The organism is Undibacterium sp. Ji83W (assembly GCF_049340385.1).
Classification (GTDB): domain Bacteria; phylum Pseudomonadota; class Gammaproteobacteria; order Burkholderiales; family Burkholderiaceae_D; genus Undibacterium.
In genome coordinates this window covers 190,201-211,299 of record NZ_JBMPOZ010000002.1, presented here as the reverse complement: position 1 = coordinate 211,299, position 21,099 = coordinate 190,201, and the positions used below count along the sequence as shown (strand labels likewise).

At 48.2% G+C, this 21,099-nt stretch carries 19 protein-coding genes; 3 read left to right on the top strand and 16 right to left on the bottom strand.

Annotated elements, in window-relative coordinates; translation table 11 throughout:
- Positions 1-6: 6 nt before the first annotated feature.
- The 13 genes from lpxA to rpsB form a co-directional block, all read right to left on the bottom strand.
- Positions 7-795 (bottom strand): acyl-ACP--UDP-N-acetylglucosamine O-acyltransferase, encoded by a 789-nt coding sequence (gene lpxA / locus ACO0LD_RS05160; protein WP_423004417.1) that lies wholly within the window; start codon positions 793-795, stop codon positions 7-9.
- A 3-nt stretch (positions 796-798) separates the two neighbouring features.
- The gene (gene fabZ / locus ACO0LD_RS05155) at positions 799-1,260 is read right to left on the bottom strand and encodes a 3-hydroxyacyl-ACP dehydratase FabZ (protein ID WP_422949882.1); all 462 of its coding nucleotides are present in this window, start codon (positions 1,258-1,260) and stop codon (positions 799-801) included.
- A complete protein-coding gene (lpxD, locus tag ACO0LD_RS05150; protein WP_423004415.1) occupies positions 1,253-2,314 on the bottom strand; it encodes a UDP-3-O-(3-hydroxymyristoyl)glucosamine N-acyltransferase in 1,062 nt (353 codons plus the stop codon). Before lpxD ends, fabZ begins: the two co-directional genes overlap by 8 nt.
- A 5-nt stretch (positions 2,315-2,319) precedes the next feature.
- Positions 2,320-2,838 carry an OmpH family outer membrane protein gene (locus ACO0LD_RS05145; protein WP_423004413.1) on the bottom strand — a complete coding sequence of 173 codons (519 nt, stop codon included), beginning with the start codon at positions 2,836-2,838 and terminating at the stop codon, positions 2,320-2,322.
- 50 nt (positions 2,839-2,888) lie between these two features.
- The gene (bamA, locus tag ACO0LD_RS05140) at positions 2,889-5,237 is read right to left on the bottom strand and encodes an outer membrane protein assembly factor BamA (protein WP_423004411.1); all 2,349 of its coding nucleotides are present in this window, start codon (positions 5,235-5,237) and stop codon (positions 2,889-2,891) included.
- A gap of 69 nt (positions 5,238-5,306) precedes the next feature.
- Entirely contained in the window at positions 5,307-6,680 is a 1,374-nt protein-coding gene (gene rseP, locus ACO0LD_RS05135) for an RIP metalloprotease RseP (RefSeq protein WP_423004409.1), read from the bottom strand.
- Positions 6,677-7,861, bottom strand: coding sequence for a 1-deoxy-D-xylulose-5-phosphate reductoisomerase (gene ispC, locus ACO0LD_RS05130; RefSeq protein WP_423004407.1), 1,185 nt, complete (start codon positions 7,859-7,861; stop codon positions 6,677-6,679). Before ispC ends, rseP begins: the two co-directional genes overlap by 4 nt.
- 5 nt (positions 7,862-7,866) lie before the next feature.
- A complete protein-coding gene (locus ACO0LD_RS05125; RefSeq protein ID WP_423004405.1) occupies positions 7,867-8,685 on the bottom strand; it encodes a phosphatidate cytidylyltransferase in 819 nt (272 codons plus the stop codon).
- Entirely contained in the window at positions 8,685-9,464 is a 780-nt protein-coding gene (locus tag ACO0LD_RS05120; protein ID WP_423004403.1) for an isoprenyl transferase, read from the bottom strand. The genes ACO0LD_RS05125 and ACO0LD_RS05120 overlap by 1 nt, the downstream gene beginning before the upstream one ends.
- Positions 9,465-9,498: 34 nt before the next feature.
- The gene (gene frr / locus ACO0LD_RS05115) at positions 9,499-10,059 is read right to left on the bottom strand and encodes a ribosome recycling factor (protein ID WP_186951392.1); all 561 of its coding nucleotides are present in this window, start codon (positions 10,057-10,059) and stop codon (positions 9,499-9,501) included.
- A gap of 85 nt (positions 10,060-10,144) precedes the next feature.
- On the bottom strand, positions 10,145-10,861 hold the full coding sequence (pyrH, locus tag ACO0LD_RS05110; RefSeq protein WP_423004401.1) for a UMP kinase: 717 nt from the start codon (positions 10,859-10,861) through the stop codon (positions 10,145-10,147).
- Between the two features lie 246 nt (positions 10,862-11,107).
- A complete protein-coding gene (gene tsf, locus ACO0LD_RS05105) occupies positions 11,108-11,989 on the bottom strand; it encodes a translation elongation factor Ts (protein WP_423004399.1) in 882 nt (293 codons plus the stop codon).
- Positions 11,990-12,125: 136 nt separating this feature from the next.
- Positions 12,126-12,872 (bottom strand): 30S ribosomal protein S2, encoded by a 747-nt coding sequence (rpsB, locus tag ACO0LD_RS05100; protein ID WP_186951390.1) that lies wholly within the window; start codon positions 12,870-12,872, stop codon positions 12,126-12,128.
- Between the two features lie 395 nt (positions 12,873-13,267).
- On the opposite strand from rpsB, the gene map reads away from it, so the two are divergent.
- From map to ACO0LD_RS05085, 3 genes are all read left to right on the top strand, one after another.
- Complete coding sequence (map, locus tag ACO0LD_RS05095; RefSeq protein WP_423004397.1) at positions 13,268-14,077, top strand: type I methionyl aminopeptidase; 810 nt, start codon at positions 13,268-13,270, stop codon at positions 14,075-14,077.
- A gap of 12 nt (positions 14,078-14,089) precedes the next feature.
- Complete coding sequence (locus ACO0LD_RS05090; protein WP_423004395.1) at positions 14,090-16,642, top strand: [protein-PII] uridylyltransferase; 2,553 nt, start codon at positions 14,090-14,092, stop codon at positions 16,640-16,642.
- Positions 16,643-16,727: 85 nt separating this feature from the next.
- Positions 16,728-17,474 (top strand): pseudouridine synthase, encoded by a 747-nt coding sequence (locus ACO0LD_RS05085; protein WP_423004393.1) that lies wholly within the window; start codon positions 16,728-16,730, stop codon positions 17,472-17,474.
- Positions 17,475-17,541: 67 nt separating this feature from the next.
- Here the strand turns inward: ACO0LD_RS05085 and def are convergent, their stop codons facing one another.
- From def to ligA, 3 genes are all read right to left on the bottom strand, one after another.
- On the bottom strand, positions 17,542-18,075 hold the full coding sequence (gene def, locus ACO0LD_RS05080; RefSeq protein WP_423004391.1) for a peptide deformylase: 534 nt from the start codon (positions 18,073-18,075) through the stop codon (positions 17,542-17,544).
- Between the two features lie 86 nt (positions 18,076-18,161).
- Positions 18,162-19,037, bottom strand: coding sequence for a UTP--glucose-1-phosphate uridylyltransferase GalU (gene galU / locus ACO0LD_RS05075; protein WP_423004389.1), 876 nt, complete (start codon positions 19,035-19,037; stop codon positions 18,162-18,164).
- 1 nt (position 19,038) lies between these two features.
- A complete protein-coding gene (gene ligA, locus ACO0LD_RS05070; protein ID WP_423004387.1) occupies positions 19,039-21,096 on the bottom strand; it encodes an NAD-dependent DNA ligase LigA in 2,058 nt (685 codons plus the stop codon).
- Positions 21,097-21,099 lie beyond the last annotated feature (3 nt).

The following is a 21,099-nucleotide window of genomic DNA, read 5'->3' as shown; positions in this document are numbered from 1 at the left end:
AGCAGCTTAACGGACGATGCCACGTGTTGCAGCATCCAGGAAATGACGCATGGACTGCACATGAAGAGCCACCTCTGCTTCCAGTTCAGCAATCTGCTCATCTATCGCTGCTTTGGCTTCTTCCAGAGTCAGGCCAGATTTATAAATCAGCTTATAAGACTGACGTATGGCTGAAATTTGCTCGCGGCTAAAACCACGACGTTTCAACCCTTCGACATTAATACCATGGGCTGCTGCCGGATTGCCATTCAACATGACGAAGGGCGGTACGTCCTGCAACAAGGATGTGCCCATGCCGCACATTGCATGTGCACCTATCTTGCAGAACTGGTGGACATTGGTAAAACCACCCAGTATCACCCAGTCGCCCACATGGACATGACCAGCCAAAGCGGCGTTATTGGCGAAAATGACGTTGTTGCCGACCTGGCAGTCATGTGCCAGATGCACATAAGCCATGATCCAGTTATCGTTACCCAGGCGGGTAACGCCGTTGTCCTGAACCGTGCCCAGATTGAAGGTGCAAAATTCGCGGATGACGTTATTATCACCAATTTCCAGACGCGTAGGTTCACCCGCATACTTCTTGTCTTGCGGTGCTGCACCTATGGACGAGAACTGGTAAAAAGTATTATTACGGCCTATCGTCGTATGCCCTTCAATGACGACATGCGGGCCTATCTTGGTGCCTTCAGCTATCGTCACATTGGGGCCGATAATGGAATATGCACCCACTTCAACCGTGCTATCCAGCTTGGCTTTAGGGTCAATCAGCGCGCTTGGGTGGATATGCATTGTCTAGCCCTCCTTGGCTTCATCTTTCGTACGCATGGTGCACATCAGTTCGCCTTCTACCGCCAATTGGCCATCAACTGTTGCCCTGGCCTTGTACTTCCAGATACCGCGGGCAACCTTGATGATTTCAACTTCCATCTTCAACTGGTCACCAGGTTCAACAGGACGTTTGAAACGTGCGCCATCAATGCCGAGGAAATACACGATGGTATTTTCATCCGGCTTTTGCCCCATGGTCAGGAATGAGAGTATGGCTGCAGTCTGCGCCATCGCTTCTATCATCAATACGCCGGGCATGACGGGCTTGTTCGGGAAATGTCCGTTAAAGAACTCTTCATTTGCCGTGACATTTTTGATGGCCGTAATGGTCTTGCCATTTTCCCAGCTCAGTACGCGATCCACCAGCAACATCGGGTAACGGTGTGGCAGGTATTCTTTGATTTGATTAATGTCCAGGCTATTCATGATCTTTTTCAGTCAGTGTTTTCATTGTTTTTTCGAGGTAACGCATTTTTTCGCGCATACCCGATAAATTGCGTACGATTGCAGCAGTTTTTTCCCAGTCAGCATTTTTTGCCAATGGGTAGAAACCGGTATATTGCCCCGACTCCAGGATGGATCGCGACACCATGCTGGCAGAAGAAATATGCACATTGTCGACGATGGTCAGGTGCCCCAGCACCATGGCCGCACCACCGAACGTGCAATATTTACCTATCTTGGCACTACCCGCCACACCTACGCAACCTGCCATGGCAGTATGCGCGCCTATGTGGCAGTTATGGCCTATTTGTATCTGGTTATCCAGCTTTACGCCTTCTTCTATGATGGTATCAGCCAGGGCACCGCGATCGATACTGGTATTCGCACCGATTTCTACATCATCACCTATCAGCACCCTGCCCGTTTGTGGGATTTTTACCCATTGGCCTTTTTCATTGGCAAAGCCAAAACCGTCTGCACCTATCACCGCACCAGAATGGATAATGCAACGCTGACCCAGGACGCAATAGTCGTAAATACTGACATTCGCATGGATCAGGCTAAAGTCGCCGATCACCACACCTCGACCTATCACCACACCCGGCTTGATGACAACATGCTCACCAATCACTGCTTCAGCATCAATGCTGGCATTAGCGCCTATGCTGGCAGTGGCAGCGACTATCGCGTGGGGACTGACCCATGCTGCAGGATGCACGCCGACCGTTGCCGGTATTGCATTGAGTGACGCAAAGTACTGCGCCGCACGGGCAAAATACACATAAGGTTGCGGGACAATGAGACAAATGCCAGCATAGTCTTTGCCAATTTGCTCGAAATCGGTTTGCGTCAAAATCAATGCTGCAGCCTGGGTAGCCGCTGCCTTGTGACGGAACTTGGGATTGGACAGAAAGGTAATATGCTGTTCACTGGCCTCATCCAGAGGGGCAATACCAGTGACAGTAATATCAGGTGAACCAGTCAATTGACCACCGAAGCGATCGACCAATTCACCCAGCCGAATGCTTGCGGTCATAGGAATTATTTGGAGAGTGCTTTGAGAACTTTATCAGTGATGTCGATACGGGCGCTGTGATAGACAGAGTCTTGCAAAACCAGATCAATTTTTTCCACTTCTGCAATTTGCTTGATCACTTTTTGCGCACGCTCTACCAAAGACGCGATCTCTTCGTTCTGACGCTGATTCACATCTTCATTATAAGAACGTTGCTTGCGTTTGAAGGTCTGATCCAGCTCTGTAATTTCACGCTGACGAACAACCCGGTCAGCTTCTGACAACAAAGGCGCATCTTTTTCATACTTCTCAGCTGTCGCCTTTAATTTCTTTGCCAGGTTTTCCAGTTCTTCGCCACGCTTTTGAAATTCGACTTTCAGTTTTGCTTCTGCCGCCTTTGCCGGCACGGATTCACGCATCACCCTTTGAGAATCAAAGATGGCTATTTTGGTGTCCTGCGCCTGAGCTTGAGCAACGCTGAAAACGCAAGCCGCACAAACCATCAAGCGTTGCAACAATTTGGTCGGGGTAGTATGTTGACTCAAAATAATCTCCGTAACACGTACTAAAACAAAACACAGCCAAACATAAGGAATTAGAACCCTGTTCCCATCTGGAACTGGAATGTTTGCTTCTTATCATCCGCCTTGGCATTCAAAGCCTTACCAAAACTCAGCTTCAACGGGCCAACCGGCGATATCCAGCTTATACCTATACCAGCAGAAAAACGTAAGTCTTTCGCCCGGATTTTTTGACCTTCATCAAATACATTGCCGCCATCCACAAAAGTGAACCAGCGCAAGGACTTGTCGGCACCTGGGAAAGGAATCTGTAATTCTACATTAGCCAGCAAGCGGGTTGCACCACCCAGTGCATCGCCATTTGGATCTTTAGTACCCAAAGAAGATGGCTCATAGCCGCGCACCGAGCCTATACCACCAGCATAGAAGTTCTTAAACAATGGGTAAGGCTTGCCACCCAGGCCATGACCGTAATCGATTTCACCGTTCAAGGCCAAAACAACAGAGCGATAAACAGGCTGGAATAACTGTGCATTATAAATCGCACGATAATATTTGAAACTGCCTACCGCTGCCAATTCCAGGTTAGCACGTTGATAACGGCCAATTGTTGGCGTCAATACGCTATCACGGCTATCCCTTTGCCAGGCTGCGGTCAATGGGAAGGAATTTGTTACCGCGTCACCAACACCATAGTCAATTGCAGTCGTGTCCTTGGAACCAGTGCCATAGTCAGAAACATATTTCAGGTAACGATATGGACTGCCAAAGTAAGTTTCAACCTTGGTACGTTCAAAGCCAAGGCCAAAGAAGACGGTATCGACTTCAGAGAATGGCACGCCAAAACGCAAAGCACCACCAGTAGTCTGGATTTTATAGTCACCAATACTACCGATAATCGGACGTGTTGTGCGAATATAAAGTTCCACATTGCGGCTTACACCATCATCTGTGAAATAAGGATCAGTATGAGAAATAGCAATCGTACGGTTTTGACGACTGGTATTGATATCCAGACCTATCGTATCACCACTACCAAAGGCATTTGCTTGCTGAATGGAACCCGTCAGTGTCAGTCTTTCAGCACTGGAGTAACCAGCACCAAACATCAGGTTACCAGTCGGTTTTTCAGTGACAGTAAGGTTGACGTCGACTTGATCAACGCTGGTTGGTACTTCAGGCGTTTCTATCGTGACATCTTTAAAGTAGCCAAGACGCTCTACACGGTCACGTGAAGTTTTGATTTTCTCGCCGTCATACCAGGAACTTTCAAACTGACGGAATTCGCGGCGGATAACTTCATCACGGGTCCGGGTATTACCGGCCAGGTTGATACGGCGTACATAAACGCGCTTACCTGGGTCAACAAAGATGGTGAATGCAACTTCTTTCTTTTCCTTATTCAGGGTGGGATTTGCATTGACATTGGCAAAAGCATAACCAAAATTACCCATGCGTTCAGAAATACGCTTGGTGCTTTCCGTCAGGCGGGCTGCATTATAGATATTGCCTTTTTTGAGCAACAACAAAGAGGCTAACTCCTCTTCCCTGCCCATGGTATCGCCTTCGAGCTTGATATCGGAGACGGTATATTTATCGCCTTCATCAATATTGATGGTGATGTAAATGTCTTTTTTGTCCGGAGTGATGGAAATCTGGGTAGACAAAATCTGCATTTCCAGATAACCGCGGTTTTGATAGAACGAGCGCAAAGTCTCGATATCACCAGACAGTTTTTGCTTGGAATATTGATCGGCCTTGGTGTACCAGGTAAACCAGCCAGGTGTCGTCAAGGTCAGCAAATCACGGATTTCGCCGTCAGAAAAATCTTTATTGCCAATAATATTGATTTGGGCAATCTTTGCCACATCACCTTCATCCACGGCAAAAGTGACGTTCACACGATTACGTTCTATCGGCGTGATGGTGGTAGTGATTTGCATGCCATACAAGCCCTTGGACAGGTATTGGCGTTTGAGTTCTTGTTCGGCACGGTCAACAGTTGCCTTATCGAAAATACGTGATTCACCCACGCCTATGTCTTTCAAGGCTTTGACGAGTGCATCTTTTTCAAATTCTTTAGTACCGGTGAATTCTACGCCGGCAATAGTGGGACGTTCTTCCAGCAAGACGATCAATACACCGTCTTGTACTTCTATCTGAACATCCTTGAAGAAACCCGTTGCATACAGGGATTTGATCGCAGTTGTACTTTTCGCGTCATCAAATTGTTCGCCAACTTTTACCGGCAAATAACTAAATACAGTACCAGCCTCCGTCCGTTGCAAGCCTTCTACACGTATATCCTTGACGGTGAAGGGCTCAATCGCCAGTGCGTTTCCGGTGCAAAGTGCCAATGCAGCCAAAGATAAAGCATGACGACGAAAATGGGCTAAAGTGAACTGCTCGATATGTAATTTCATTGGGTATAAATTTCTTTCAATACTCTCAATATTGCTATCTGAAATGAGTTTCTGTCATCAAGCCGACTATTATGACATTTTCCGGGCGATGTCATTAAAAAAAGCTATTGCCATCATCGTCAATAGCAAAAAAACTCCGACTCGCTGCCCCATTTCGACGTAACGGTCTTTTAAAGGTTTCCCCGTTAAAACTTCCAGCGAATAATACAACAAATGCCCACCATCCAAAACCGGTATCGGTAGTAAATTCATCACCCCAAGGCTAATACTGATGGCCGCTATGAAGCCAAGATAAGTAATCAAGCCTGTTCTGGCAGTCTGTTCGGCATAATCAGCGATAGTCAGTGGCCCGGTTATGTTCTTTAGAGAAACACTACCGGTCAATATTTTGCCCATCATTTTCAGGCTGAATATGCTGGTATCCCAGGTTTTTTCAACAGACTTTATAAATGCTTGCAACGGGCTTGCCTGCACTACTGTCATTTCAGCAACCATAGGCTGCAATTTCACTTTCATCAGCCCCACTGTTTGCCCACTGACTTCCTGACTTACAGGTGTGACCTCTACCTCAAACTTATTGCCATTTCTTTGAACCAATAGCTTCAACGGTTTATCAGGGTTGGCGTTGACTATTTGACGGAAATCTATGACATCAAGCAAAGGTTTTTGCCCAATTTCAAGAATCCGGTCGCCGGCCTGCAAGCCTGCACGCATTGCGGGGCTGTCAGGCAAAAAATCGTTCAAAATCACTTCTGCACTACCAGCAAGATTCAAGCCAAGATGCTGCAAAATATCGGCATCAGCCTCTCTCGTGCTCAGTTGTTGAAGTGGAATTTCTACAGAAATTGGTGCATTACCACTAATTTGGCCAGGATAGCTACGCTGTACTTGCAGTACCGGATTTTGCTTATTGATGCCAGCTTGCAGCATTTTCCAGCGGAATTCTGACCAGCTTTGTATCTGCTCACCATTAATAGCAGTAACAAGATCCCCATAACGCAACCCGGCTTTATAGGCGATAGAGGATTCAGACCCTACACGTACTTTGGGAACTGGCTCTGGCACACCATGCACAAACAACACTGTATAAAGGAAAATAGCCAACAGAAAATTGGCTATTGGGCCAGCAGCGACGATGGCGATGCGCTTCCAGACTGATTGCTGGCAGAATTCGCGGGGCAGTTCATCTGGATCAATATTTTCTGCCCCCATCTCACGTGCGTCCAGCATTTTGACGTAGCCACCAAGTGGCAACATGGAGATGGCCCATTCAGTCTGGTCTTTACCCAGGCGTTTTGAGTAAATGACTTTGCCCATACCCAGAGAAAAGCGCAAAACCTTGACACCGCACCAGCGCGCGACAATATAGTGCCCGAATTCATGGATAGTGACCAATATACCCAAGGTCACAAGGAAGGCTAGAATTTGGTTTAAGACAATCATGAGGAGATCATTGATCCAGCAACACGGCGCGCTTCTGCATCACAGGCGAGTATGCTTTCCAGGTCTGGCGCCTCAGTTGCCGCCACCTTGCTGAGCGTATGCTCTACGACCTGATTGATCATGCGGAAGCCTATTCTCTTATCTAAAAATGCTTGGACAGCGATTTCATTACTTGCGTTCAATATAGTTGCGGCAGATTTACCTTCTTTCAAGGCATCATAGGCTAATTGCAGACAAGGGAAGCGTTGAAAATCTGGCTTGATAAAATTCAGACTGGCGACTTTCAGCAAGTCCAGCGGCGCAACTCCGGAGGCTATGCGCTCAGGATAAGCCATGCCGTAGGCGATAGGGATACGCATGTCCGGGTTACCCATTTGTGCGATAACCGAGCCATCAGTATAAGACACCATGGAATGAATCACACTTTGTGGGTGGATGACGACCTCGATCTGCTCTGCTGGCGTGGCAAACAACCAGTGCGCCTCGATAACCTCCAGGCCCTTATTCATCATCGTCGCTGAATCGACAGAGATTTTACGACCCATGACCCAATTAGGATGAGCCACCGCCTGTTCAGGCGTCACATCGTCCAAGGTATTTACATCCCTGTTCAAGAATGGCCCGCCAGAGGCGGTCAACAATATCTTGTGTATGCCATGCTGCCCAGGCTGACGGTTGTAATTGCCAGGCAAGCACTGAAAAATGGCATTGTGCTCACTATCAATGGGCAGCAAAGTAGCGCCACTGTCTTTGATGGCATCGATAAATAACTGGCCAGACATGACGAGTGCTTCTTTATTCGCCAGTAATACCTTCTTGCCCGCTTTTGCCGCAGCCAGTGAGGCTGGCAAGCCAGCAGCACCAACAATGGCTGCCATCACGCTATCACACTCACTGGCACTCGCAACCGCACACAGTGCTTCAGGGCCAAACAGTATCTGGATTTGAGGTAAATGCTTTTCTTTTAGCAGAATCGCCAGCTCATCTGCTGCCTGTGCAGTACCGACTACTGCAAGCTGAGGTAAAAACTGTGCGCATTGCTCAGCCAGTTTTGCTACCTGGGTATGTGCGGTCAATGCAAAAACACCGTAACGATCAGGATGACGTGCCACGACATCCAACGTCGATACGCCTATGGAGCCGGTAGACCCCAATATGCATAGTTGCTGTTTTTTTTGCATGTATTTTATCGCCACAAATCCACTAAGGCTGCCAGAGGAAGCACAGGTATCAATGCATCTATCCTGTCGAGTACGCCACCGTGACCAGGCAAAAGATTGCTGCTGTCTTTCATGCCGACACGGCGCTTCAATGAAGATTCAAACAAATCGCCCACTACGCTGGCGGCAGTAATCAAGGTCATGGCACAGACAAAGATGAGCCATCCTTTTCTGGCGACTAATTGCGCAGTAAAAGTATTTTCCAATGCAGGAATAAAGCTGGTTGTCGCCGCCAGTATCAATACACAGATCCAGCCACCAATAGCACCTTCCCACGATTTACCAGGAGAAATAGTCGGGGCCAGTTTGCGCTTGCCAAAAGCTTTACCAGAAAAATAGGCGCCGATATCGGCAATCCAGACAATCGCCATGACAGAAAACAGATACATCGGTGAGCGCTGAAAGAAAACAGCAATCGCCACGAAACAGGCGAAAATACTGATGCCATACAAGGTGCTCAGCATGCCACTGGAAAAGTTATGCGTTTCAGGCAAACCTCTGGCCAGGGTGGGAACCAACCTGAAAGCCCAGAATGCCGTGCTAAGAGCAAACAACAAGGGATGCGAGAAGTCTGCCAGATGAAATAAGCAATAGACCAGCAAGCCTACCCACAGCACAGCCATGATGATAGGACCAGGCTTTTTGAATAATCGCTGACATTCCCACATCGCAGCTGCAAAAAAGGCGACTGCCATTACAGAGAACGCATAGAAATTGGCCGAATACAGTACTGGCAGCAAAATGGCCAGCAGAACCAGAGCAGTCAGGACACGGGTTTTAAGCATTACTTGCTTTCTTGCTGGGCAGATTGTTCGGTCACTTGCGCACTGGTACGTCCAAAACGACGTTCGCGGTTTTGATAAGATGAAATCGACAAGTCCAGAGCTGCCGCATCAAAATCAGGCCAGAACGTATCCGTGAAATACAGCTCACTATACGCCAGTTGCCAGAGCAGGAAATTGGAAATGCGTGTCTCACCGCCGGTACGGATAAACAAGTCCGGCTCAGGCGCATAGGCCATTGACAGATACGCAGCAAGCTGGTCTTCTGTTATTTCCTGATCGGCCTGCCCTGCAGCTACCCGCTCTTTTTGCAGGCGGTTCATGGCCTGCATGATGTCCCAACGCCCGCCGTAATTGGCGCAGATGGTCACGGTCAAGCCTTGATTGCCGGAAGTTTTTTGCTCTGCAGCAGTTATCATTTTCTGCAATTGCGGGTCAAAGCGTGTGAGGTCGCCAACCACTTTCAGGCGTATATTATTGGCGTGCATTTTCGCCACTTCTTTTTCAAGAGCGGTCACAAACAAACGCATCAATAATGAAACTTCTTCAGCGGGACGACGCCAGTTTTCTGAGCTGAATGCAAAAAAGGTCAGGTAAGAAACGCCGCGGCGGGCACAGGCTTCAACAATACCCCTGACCGCCTCAACGCCCTTTACATGCCCTGCGACACGCGGCAAAAAGCGCTTGGTTGCCCAGCGCCCGTTGCCGTCCATAATAATTGCGATATGTTTAGGAATTGCGCCAACTGCCGGAATTTCCTTGGTGGAACTTGTATGGGTCATGTAAATCCAGAATGTGTTGATACGCGGGCGACGACTAAACTGTCAACACTTCTTTTTCTTTGTCAGCCAGCAGCTTGTCCACTTCGGCAACAAACTTGTCTGTCAGCTTCTGGATATCATCTTGCGCACGACGCTCATCATCTTCCGAGCATTCTTTTTCTTTCAGCAACTTTTTCAGAGACTCATTAGAATCACGGCGAATGTTGCGTATTGCAATTTTAGCACTCTCGCCTTCCGTTTTGACCAGCTTGACCATTTCCTTACGGCGCTCTTCAGTCAATGGTGGGGTTGGTACGCGAATCAATTCACCCTGGGAGGATGGATTCAAGCCCAGATCTGCATCACGGATTGCTTTTTCAATCGCACCCAACATTTTCTTTTCCCAAGGCTGCACACCAATCGTGCGCGCGTCGATCAACGTGACATTGGCAACCTGAGTGATATGGGTAGGTGTGCCGTAATAATCAACCTGGACATGATCCAGGATGCCAGTGTGGGCACGGCCGGTACGTACTTTGGACAAATCAGCCTTCAAAGTCTCAATAGACTTTTGCATACGCTGGTCAGAACTTTTTTTAATCTCTGCTACGCTCATAGCGCTCTCCTGTACATCTTGGCATGAGCAACGGACCTTGCCGCGCTCCTTGCCGAATTAATATGAAACAATCCAAAGTGCAGGATTATACGTGCACTAAGGTGCCTTCGTCTCCCCCCAGAATGACATTCTTCAATGCACCCGGTTTAATAATGGAAAATACCTTGATAGGTAGTTTCTGATCACGGCAAAGAGCAAAGGCTGTTGCATCCATGACTTGCAGGTGACGGGCAATGGCTTCGTCAAATGAAATCGTCGTATAACGTGTGGCTGTGGCATCCTTTTTAGGATCAGCGGTATAGACACCATCTACCTTAGTCGCCTTCAAGACGATTTCAGCGCCGATTTCTGAACCACGCAAAGCAGCAGCTGTGTCGGTAGTAAAGAAAGGATTGCCGGTACCTGCAGCAAATACGATGACTTTGCCCTCTTCCAGATATTGCAAGGCTTTAGGACGCACATAAGGCTCCACGACCTGGTCAATGGCGATTGCTGACATGACACGTGAAGTCAGGCCAACCTGGCGCATGGCATCAGATAAAGCCAGCGCATTCATGACGGTGGCCAGCATACCCATATAGTCAGCAGTAGCCCTGTCCATGCCTTGCGCACCAGGTGCCACACCACGGAAGATATTGCCGCCGCCAATAACGATGGCCAGCTCTACACCCATTCTCGATACTTCGGCCACATCGGCCACCATGCGCTCTATCGTCGCACGGTTAATGCCAAACGGATCATCGCCCATCAGGGCTTCGCCAGAGAGCTTCAAGAGCACACGCTTGTAAGCAGGTTTTGTCATGATAGGACTCCTTCTGGTAGTTTAAATAGTTTAAAAGAAATGCGTACTGGATGAAGCAACCTGGATAAGGCGCTTCAATGACCATTTGATTTGTAAACTAGCCCGTTCAGGCAATATACAAAGCAAATGGAGCACCATCCGCTCATATTTACACCTGAATACATAAATTTGATGCTCAGACACAAATACTTACAATCGCTGGATTTAAAAAAACGGGCCTTTCGGCCCGTTTTTTTATTTCGCCAATTACGCTTGTTTTGCTGCTGCCACTTGCGCGGCAACTTCTGCGGCGAAGTCGTCTTGCTTCTTCTCAATGCCTTCACCAACTACAAACATGGTGAATGCCTTGACAGTTGTATTAACAGATTTCAACATCTGCTCAACTGTTTGCTTATCATTCTTAACGAATGTTTGATTCAGCAAAGAAACTTCTTTCAGGAATTTCTGTACAGAACCTTCAACCATTTTTTCAGCGATATCTGCTGGCTTGCCAGATTCTGCTGCTTTCAAAGCTGCTACAGAGCGCTCTTTTTCGATCAGATCAGCAGGCACTTGATCAGAAGACAGGGATACTGGCTTCATCGCAGCGATATGCATCGCTACGTCTTTACCAACTTGCTCATCTGCACCATCAAATTCAACAACCACGCCGATACGTGTGCCGTGCAGGTAAGAAACCAGTTTGGCAGTTGTGTCAAAGCGGACAAAGCGACGGAAAGACATATTTTCGCCGATTTTACCAACCAGTGCTGCGCGCACTTCTTCAACTGTCTTGCCATCCAGTGGCAATGCACCCAAAGCTGCGATGTCAGCAGGATTGTGTTCAGCGATCAATTTTGCACAAGTATTTGCCAGCGCCAGGAAATCATCATTCTTGGTCACGAAGTCTGTTTCGCAGTTAACTTCGATCAGGGAACCAACATTACCTGCGATGTAAGATGCGACAACGCCTTCTGCAGTAATACGGGAAGATGCTTTGGAAGCTTTGCTACCCAGTTTTACACGCAAAATTTCTTCCGCACGGTCCATATCGCCTTCTGCTTCTGTCAGCGCTTTTTTGCATTCCATCATTGGCGCATCTGTCTTTGCGCGCAGTGCACCCACCAAAGCTGCTGTAATCGCTGCCATGTCATTCTCCTAGTTCAAGGGTGTTTAAAAAACACCGATATCAAATTTTGTTTAAAAAAAAGGGCGAACGACTGTTGCCCCATTTTTTGTTTCAAGCCGCCACTGGCAGCTTGAAACCATGTGCCAGAACAGGCAATTAAGCTTGTTCTACTTCTACAAACTCATCAGAACCTGGCTTAACAGCTTCCAAAACTTCGTTCACTGCGTTTGCACGGCCTTCCAGGATGGAATCGGCAACACCGCGAGCGTACAAAGCGATTGCTTTGGAGGAGTCATCATTACCAGGGATGATGTATGCAACACCTTCTGGGGAATGGTTAGTATCAACCACGCCGATAACCGGGATGCCCAGTTTCGCTGCTTCAGTGATCGCACCTTTATGGTAGCCAACGTCGACTACGAAAATTGCGTCAGGAATGCCGCCCATATCCTTGATACCACCGATGGATTTTTGCAGCTTGATCATTTCGCGCTGGAACATCAGAGCTTCTTTTTTGGACAGCTTCTCAACAGAACCGTCTTCGATGGAAGCTTCCATGTCTTTCAAACGCTTGATGGATGTTTTGACTGTTTTGAAGTTAGTCAACATACCGCCCAACCAGCGTTGATCAACGAAAGGCATGCCAGCACGTTGTGCTTCTGCTGCGATGATGTCACGGGATTGACGCTTGGTACCAACCAGCAACACTGTGCCGCGATTGGAAGACAATTGACGGATGTACTTCATCGCGTCCTGATACATTGCCAGGGTTTTTTCCAGGTTGACGATATGAATCTTGTTGCGATGGCCGAAGATGTACGGTGCCATTTTTGGATTCCAAAAACGAGTTTGGTGACCAAAGTGCACACCGGCTTCCAGCATTTCACGCATTGTTACAGACATAATAACTCCAGGGTTAGGTCTTGAATCCAGCCAGTGATCTGAGCGGCTTAATAATTACTTAAGCTTAACGCTGCAAGACACCCTTTTCGACCGGATTCGATTGATAAAATATAAATTAGCAAGTACCGCATTTCTATACATCTACAAGCTAACCATCTATTCTACTATGAAAACAGCATTTTCCTCAAGTGCCGCGATTAAGAAGGCTGTACAGAGGCGCTGTCAGGGCAATGCGGCAGGGCCTTTCATAGACTATAATTCCGGTTCTGCAACACTTTCGCAATTTTACTCAGCCCAAGACTTTAGCTGGTAAGCGAACCTGGCTGCACCCGGCAAAATGCCTGGTCAATGTCATCTGTTCGCTATGCAAGTCTTGGCAAACGACAAGAAAACGTATGGAAGCTATTACTATTAAGACGCCGGAAGATATCGCCGGCATGCGCATTGCCGGCAAATTGGCGTCGGAAGTCCTTGATTACATCACGCCATTTGTCAAAGTCGGCATTAGCACTGGTGAACTTGATCGCTTGTGCCATGAATTCATGACCAATGTGCAAGGCACCATCCCTGCCCCACTGAATTACTGTCCGCCAGGCTACACGCCTTATCCAAAAGCCATTTGCACATCGGTAAATGATGTCATTTGCCATGGCATACCAGGTGACAAGGTCTTGAAAGATGGCGACTCAGTCAATCTGGATATTACCGTCATCAAAAATGGTTATCACGGTGATACCAGCCGCATGTTCTTGCTGGGCGAACCATCAATCTTGTCCAAGCGTCTGAATGCGATTACTTATGAATGCATGTGGCTGGGCATCGATAAAATCAAACCTGGTGCGCATCTGGGCGACATTGGCCACGTTATTCAGCAGCACGCTGAGCGTGCAGGCTATAGCATCGTGCGTGAATTTTGTGGTCACGGCATAGGCAAGATTTTTCACGAAGCACCACAAGTCATGCACTACGGCAAACCTGGCACCATGGAAAAATTGTTGCCAGGCATGATATTTACGGTAGAGCCCATGGTTAATGCTGGCCGCCGCGATATCAAGGAAATGCCGGATGGCTGGACCATTAAAACCAAGGACCGCAGCCTGTCTGCCCAGTGGGAGCATACAGTTTTGGTAACGGAAACCGGTTATGAGGTGCTGACATTGTCGGCAGGTTATCCGCCTATTCCAGATTTCATCAAACTCGCTTAAGACCCTGGTCATATGCAGACACCGGCACTCTCTTTCAAGGAAGAACTGAAATCAGCGCAACTGATCGTCATTAATGCGTTCAAGGAAAATCATAAGGCAGAACAACTGCTGCATGACTTGTGCCGCAATGTCGATCAGCAACTCAGCAAAATCTGGCGTCATTTTGATTTCCCGAAAGAAGCGGCGCTGGTCGCTGTTGGTGGTTATGGTCGTGGCGAATTATTCCCCTACTCCGACGTTGACGTACTGATTTTGCTGCAACAAAGACCGGATGCTGCCTTGCGCGACAAGCTGGAAAAACTGGTGCAGCTATTCTGGGACATAGGTCTGGATATTGGCCACAGCATACGTACCATTGATGAATGTCTGCAAGAATCTGCAGCCGATATCACTGTGCAAACCAGTTTGCTGGAAGCTCGCCTGGTAACAGGCAGCCGCAAATTATTCAAGGAAATGCAGCAGCACTATGCGGAAGCCATGCATCCGCAAAAATTTTTCCAGGAGAAATTGCTGGAACTGCAGCAGCGTCATGTCAAATACGAAGATACGCCCTATAGCCTGGAACCCAATTGCAAGGAAAGCCCAGGCGGGCTCAGGGATTTGCAAGTCATACTCTGGGTGGCCAAGGCGGCAAATCTTGGCAATTCCTGGCGCGAACTGGCAGAGCGCGGACTGATAACTGATGTTGAAGCCCGGCAGTTGAAACGCAATGAGCGGGCTTTTAAAGATATACGCATACGGCTGCATATCTATGCAGGTCGCCGTGAAGACCGCCTGATTTTCGATGTGCAGACACCGATAGCAGAAACTTTTGGATTCAAGACCACAGAATCAAGGCGTGCCAGTGAATACCTGATGCAGCGCTATTACTGGGCAGCCAAGGCAGTTACGCAACTCAACACCGTTTTGCTGCAGAACATAGAAGATGTTTTGTTTCCACAGCCTTCTGTGCCACGCCCCATCAATGAGCATTTCAATGAGGTAAATGGCTTCATCGATATCGCCAGGGATGACACCTTTGAAGCTAATCCATCGACCATACTGGAAATTTTTCTGGTCATGGCCCGGCACACTGAACTCAAGGGCATGACGGCCAGGACTTTGCGCGCCCTTTGGCATGCACGGCTGTTGATTGATGCCGAGTTCCGCCATGACATCTTCAATCGCTCGCTGTTCCTGCAAATTTTGCAATCGCCACAAGGGATTACCCATGCCTTGCGCCGCATGAACCAGATGAGCATATTGGGTCGCTACCTGCCGAATTTCCGCCGCATCATAGGGCAAATGCAACACGATCTGTTTCATGCCTACACGGTAGACCAGCATATCCTCATGGTAGTGCGCAATTTGCGCCGCTTCACCATGCCTGAACATGCGCATGAATACTCATTTTGTAGCCAGTTGATGGCAAATTTTAACCAACCCTGGGTTTTGTATATCGCAGCTTTATTCCATGATATCGCCAAGGGCCGCGGCGGCGATCATTCACTGCTTGGCATGGCAGATGCAAAAAAATTCTGCTACGACCATGGCCTGAGCAAAGCTAATACAGAATTGATTATCTTTCTGGTGGAAAAACACCTGACCATGTCGCATGTGGCGCAAAAACAGGATTTATCTGATCCTGACGTAGTACAGAATTTTGCCAATCTGGTCAAAGATGAACGCCATTTAACGGCGCTGTATTTGCTGACAGTATCTGATATTCGTGGCACCAGCCCCAAAGTCTGGAATGCATGGAAAGGCAAGCTACTGGAAGATTTGTACCGCATGACCCTGCGCGTACTGGGTGGTGAAACGCCGAGCAAGGACAGGGAATTAAAAAATCGCCAGGAAGAAGCCTTAAAAGCCTTACGCCTTTATGGCTTGGCACCTGATGCACATGAAAAATTCTGGCAGCAACTTGATGTAGCGTATTTCTTGCGTCACGATTCCTCCGATATCGCCTGGCAAACGCGCGCCTTGCATGATCGCATAGACAGCCAGACACCAGTGGTGAAATGCCGCCTGTCACCCATAGGTGAAGGCTTGCAGATCACTGTCTATGTCAAAGACCAGCCCGACCTGTTTGCGCGCATCTGCAATTATTTTGACGGCAAGAATTTTGGTATTCTTGATGCAAAAATTCATACCAGTAAAAACGGCTATGCCCTCGATACTTTTCTGGTGATAGAACCAGCTTTTGCGAATAATTATCGTGACATCATTAATTTGATAGAGCACGAACTGACAGAGATTCTGACACGCCAGACACCTCTTTCTCCACCTAACCGTGGACGCTTGTCGCGCATGTCACGCACTTTCCCAATCGTGCCTACGGTAGATTTGCGGCCAGACGACCGGGGTCAGTATTATTTATTGTCTATCTCTGCGAATGACAGAAATGGTTTGTTATATGCGGTTGCAAATATACTCACCAAGTATAAAATCAATTTGCATACAGCAAAGATCATGACTCTGGGCGAAAGGGTAGAAGACGTTTTCATCGTCGATGGCCAGGCTCTTCAAGGTGCGCGTAGCCAGATACAGTTTGAAACCGACTTGCTGGATGCGCTAAGAATTTAAGCTCCTGCATTATCGCAACCGAATAATCACAATCCTTGCCTGACTTGAAGCTAACTACAGGCAAGATCACTATTTAAAAAGTATCATGACCGAACTTGTACGACTTTCCAAACGCATGTCCGAACTTGGCCTTTGCTCCCGCCGCGAGGCCGATGAATGGATAGCACGCGGCTGGGTCAGGGTTGACGGCAATGTCATCTCAGAACTGGGTAGCAAGGTATTGCCTCACCAGAAGGTGACGGTGGAAAGACAGGCCGCCGCAGAACAGTCGAAACGCGTCACCGTCCTCATCAATAAGCCTGTCGGCTTCGTCAGTGGCCAGGCTGAAGATGGTTATACACCTGCAATCGCCCTGATAAAACCAGAAAACCGCTGGGCAGAAGATGAGGTCGATAATCAGTTCCACCCTACCCAATTGCGCAGCCTTGTGCCTGCTGGCCGCCTGGATATCGATTCAGTAGGTTTGCTGGTACTAACCCAGGATGGCCGCATCGCCAAACACCTGATAGGTGAAACCACGGTGGTGGAAAAGGAATATCTGGTGCGCGTGCAATACAGCAAACCTGGCCGCTTGCCTGATACCGAGCTGCGTCGTCTGAACCATGGCCTGTCACTCGATGGTAAAAAATTGCTACCTGCCAAAGTCACCTGGCAAAATGAAGATCAGTTGAATTTCATCCTGCGTGAAGGCAAGAAGCGCCAGATCAGGCGCATGTGTGAAATGGTAGGTTTGAGAGTGATAGGTCTGAAGCGCGTGCGCATAGGCAAGATCAAGCTGGGTAAATTACCAGAGGGACAGTGGCGCTACCTCCGGGAAGATGAGCAGTTTTAATTAGCATTCTTCAAAAAAACAAAAGGACAAGAATCTCCATTCTTGCCCTTTTTTTGAAATCAATGACTCAATCGTCGTCGTTAGGATCGAGTTCCGGGAACAAGACTTCAGTAAAACCAAATTGTGTCAGATCACGTATGCGCATGGGGTACAAAATGCCATTCAGATGGTCACACTCATGTTGCACGACGCGGGCATGGAAACCATCTACATCGCGTGAGATGCGTGCACCGAACTGATCAAAGCCTTCATAACGCAGTGCGCTCCAGCGCGGCACCAAGCCTCGCATGCCTGGCACAGACAAACATCCCTCCCATGCATCATCTGTCTCTTCAGACAAAGGTGTCAACACCGGATTAATGAGTACAGTTTCGGGCACGACGGGCGCATCAGGATAGCGAGGGTTATTCTTGAAACCGAAAATCACCAGTTGCAGATTCACGCCTATCTGCGGCGCTGCCAAGCCTGCACCGTTGGCGGCAATCATGGTTTCAAACATATCCTTGATGAGCTCATGCAATTCTGGAGTATCAAACGCAGTGACTTGCTCAGCAACTCTTAATAGTCGGGCATCGCCCATTTTCAGGATAGGATGAATCATGGCGCACCATATTTTGTGTAAACTATTTAATGGATGACTTTACTTAAAAATACGGCCAGGTACTGCCTGACCGTATTTTGCATTACTTACTTCAAGGACTGTAGATATTCAGAGAACTCTGCGCTGGTTTCTTTATGCTTCAAGCCCAGCGCAACGCTGGCTTTCAGATAACCCAGTTTTGAGCCGCAATCATACCTGGTTGCATTCGGACGGAAAGCATAGACCGGGAAGTCTTTCAACATGGCAGCGATACCATCAGTCAATTGAATTTCACCACCAGAGCCTTTACCCAGGGTTTCCAGATAAGAGAAAATACGACCAGACAAAATATAGCGACCAACTACCGCCAGAGTCGACGGTGCAACGTCAGGCATAGGCTTTTCTATAATGCCCTGCACTCTTTCCAGACTATCCGTGTAAGGTGTACCGCTGACAATACCGTATTGACGGGTAAATTCACGTGGCACGTTTTGTACAGCAATGATACTGCCACCTTCAGCTTCATACTGGCGCGCCATCTGTGCCATGACAGACGGTTGACCAACATCCGCATCCATCAAATCATCCGCCAGCAAGACCGCAAATGGATCATCACCAATCACTGGACGAGCGCACAACACCGCATGACCTAAACCCAGGGCTGCCGTCTGACGGATATAAATGCAATTGATGTTCTTGGGGATGACGTTCCTGACCAGATCCAGCAAGGCTTCTTTGCCTGCTGCTTCCAGTTCGCTTTCGAGTTCATAGGCTTTATCGAAATGATCTTCGATCGCCCGCTTGTTCCTGCCTGTAATGAACACCATTTCAGTGATGCCAGCTTCTACCGCCTCTTCAACCGCATATTGTATGAGTGGCTTATCAACGATAGGCAACATCTCCTTGGGTTGTGCCTTGGTAGCAGGCAAGAAACGACTACCCAAACCAGCTACTGGGAATACGGCTTTTTTAATTTTTCTCATTTCAGCTCCTGGAACAAAGTTGAAGCAATTCTGCTTCTGTCAAAATAGTTAAACCCAATTCTTGCGCTTTCACCAGCTTGCTACCAGCATCATCACCAGCAACCAGATAACTGGTTTTTTTCGATACTGAACCTGATACTTTGCCACCGGCTTTTTCTATAATCTCTGTCGCCTGATCGCGACTCAGGGTAGGTAAAGTACCTGTCAGAACAAGTGTCTTGCCTTCCAACACCTGCTCACCTTTTTCTTGTACTTCAATCGCGGGCCAATGTATGCCAGATGCCAGCAGTTGCTCCACCAATTCCACATTCAGTGGATCAGAGAAGAAACGCAAGATGGACTTCGCCACTACCGGACCTACATCTGATACTTCCAGCAGCTGCTCTTCCGTCGCTTTCATTAATGCGTCCGTATTGCCAAAATGCGCTGCCAAATCTTTTGCCGTCGACTCACCTACGTGGCGTATCCCCAGACCATAGATGAAACGTGGGAAACTGGTCAGTTTGGAGGTTTCCAGCGCACTCAATACATTTTGAGCAGATTTCTCTGCCATACGGTCAAGCTCAACCAGTGCACGCAGACCAAGCTTATACAAATCTGCAGCAGTTGTAACGACATTCTTGTCGACCAACTGATCAATGAGCTGCTCTCCTACACCATCAATATTCATGGCCTTACGTGAAGCAAAGTGGGACAAGCCCCCCTTGCGCTGTGCCGTACATTTTATCCAGCCACCACTGCAACGAGCAATCGCTTCGTCTTCGGGCTTTTGTATGGGTGAGCCACAAATCGGACATTCAACAGGCATGACAAACTGGCGCGAATCTACCGGGCGCTTGTCCAATATGCTGGCGACAACCTCAGGTATCACGTCGCCGGCACGGCGCACAGAAACCGTATCACCTATGCGTATATCCTTGCGCTGTATCTCTTCTTCATTGTGCAGAGTCGCATTGGTTACAGTGACGCCACCAACAAAGACAGGCGCCAGTCTGGCCACAGGCGTAATCGCACCTGTTCTGCCGACTTGCACTTCTATATCCAGCACGGTAGTCAGCGCTTCTTGTGCCGGGAATTTGTGAGCAATTGCAAAACGTGGCGCACGTGATACAAATCCAAGCGACTGCTGGCTGGCAAAATCATTGACTTTATAGACCACGCCATCAATCTCATAATCCAGACTGTCACGCCTGGTTTGAATCGCCTTGTAAAATTCCAGCAAACCAGATGCACCACTGACCAGGGCATTTTCTTCACAAACAGGGATGCCTGCCTGTTTATACCAATCCAGCAAGGCACGATGCGAGGAAGGCACGTTCATGCCTTCCAGCAAACCTATGCCATAGGCAAAGAAACGCAAACTGCGCTGCGCGGTAATTTTTGAATCAAGCTGGCGCAAGCTGCCAGCAGCAGCATTACGTGGATTGGCAAACTCTTTGGCACCGGCATCACGCTGGCGTTGATTGAGTTTTTCGAAATCGCGTTTGAACATCAATACTTCACCACGCACATCCAGTATCTTTGGCGGATTTTCTACCTGCAAGCGTAAAGGAATACTGCGTATGGTGCGGATATTTTCAGTGACATCTTCGCCAGTAAAACCATCACCGCGCGTCGCCGCCTGCGTGAAGACACCGTCGACATAGCGCAAATTGATGGCCAGGCCATCAAACTTCAAATCTATCGCGTAGACAATTTCATTTTGAACATCCAGCCCCTCGCGGGCACGGCGATCAAAATTGATGACGTCATCATCTTCAAAACCATTATTCAGCGACAGCATGGGCACGGCATGCTGTACCTGGCCAAATTCTGGTAAAGGTGCCCCGCCTACCCTATTGGTTGGGGAATCAAGAGTTTTTAATTCGGGATGCGACTCTTCCAGTCGCTGAAGTTCAGAAAACAATCTGTCATATTCAGCATCTGGGACACTGGGATTGTCCAGCACATAATAGGCATGTGCATGCCTGTCCAACTCTGCGCGCAGGTTTTCTGCCTGTGTTGCTATTGCTGAAGTGTCTGCCGCCTTGGCGGCAGCATCCAAAAGATCATTCTGCATGTC

Excerpts from the sequence above, each read along its gene's own strand:
- ACO0LD_RS05085 (WP_423004393.1), top strand. The coding sequence starts at position 16,728 with ATGACCGAACTTGTACGACTTTCCAAACGCATGTCCGAACTTGGCCTT.
- tsf (WP_423004399.1), bottom strand. The coding sequence starts at position 11,989 with ATGGCAGCGATTACAGCAGCTTTGGTGGGTGCACTGCGCGCAAAGACA.
- ACO0LD_RS05120 (WP_423004403.1), bottom strand. The coding sequence starts at position 9,464 with ATGACCCATACAAGTTCCACCAAGGAAATTCCGGCAGTTGGCGCAATT.
- lpxA (WP_423004417.1), bottom strand. The coding sequence starts at position 795 with ATGCATATCCACCCAAGCGCGCTGATTGACCCTAAAGCCAAGCTGGAT.
- bamA (WP_423004411.1), bottom strand. The coding sequence starts at position 5,237 with ATGAAATTACATATCGAGCAGTTCACTTTAGCCCATTTTCGTCGTCAT.
- map (WP_423004397.1), top strand. The coding sequence starts at position 13,268 with ATGGAAGCTATTACTATTAAGACGCCGGAAGATATCGCCGGCATGCGC.
- ACO0LD_RS05090 (WP_423004395.1), top strand. The coding sequence starts at position 14,090 with ATGCAGACACCGGCACTCTCTTTCAAGGAAGAACTGAAATCAGCGCAA.
- ligA (WP_423004387.1), bottom strand. The coding sequence starts at position 21,096 with ATGCAGAATGATCTTTTGGATGCTGCCGCCAAGGCGGCAGACACTTCA.
- rseP (WP_423004409.1), bottom strand. The coding sequence starts at position 6,680 with ATGATTGTCTTAAACCAAATTCTAGCCTTCCTTGTGACCTTGGGTATA.
- def (WP_423004391.1), bottom strand. The coding sequence starts at position 18,075 with ATGATTCATCCTATCCTGAAAATGGGCGATGCCCGACTATTAAGAGTT.
- frr (WP_186951392.1), bottom strand. The coding sequence starts at position 10,059 with ATGAGCGTAGCAGAGATTAAAAAAAGTTCTGACCAGCGTATGCAAAAG.
- galU (WP_423004389.1), bottom strand. The coding sequence starts at position 19,037 with ATGAGAAAAATTAAAAAAGCCGTATTCCCAGTAGCTGGTTTGGGTAGT.
- ACO0LD_RS05125 (WP_423004405.1), bottom strand. The coding sequence starts at position 8,685 with ATGCTTAAAACCCGTGTCCTGACTGCTCTGGTTCTGCTGGCCATTTTG.
- pyrH (WP_423004401.1), bottom strand. The coding sequence starts at position 10,861 with ATGACAAAACCTGCTTACAAGCGTGTGCTCTTGAAGCTCTCTGGCGAA.
- rpsB (WP_186951390.1), bottom strand. The coding sequence starts at position 12,872 with ATGTCTGTAACAATGCGTGAAATGCTGGAAGCCGGTGTGCACTTTGGT.
- fabZ (WP_422949882.1), bottom strand. The coding sequence starts at position 1,260 with ATGAATAGCCTGGACATTAATCAAATCAAAGAATACCTGCCACACCGT.
- ispC (WP_423004407.1), bottom strand. The coding sequence starts at position 7,861 with ATGCAAAAAAAACAGCAACTATGCATATTGGGGTCTACCGGCTCCATA.
- lpxD (WP_423004415.1), bottom strand. The coding sequence starts at position 2,314 with ATGACCGCAAGCATTCGGCTGGGTGAATTGGTCGATCGCTTCGGTGGT.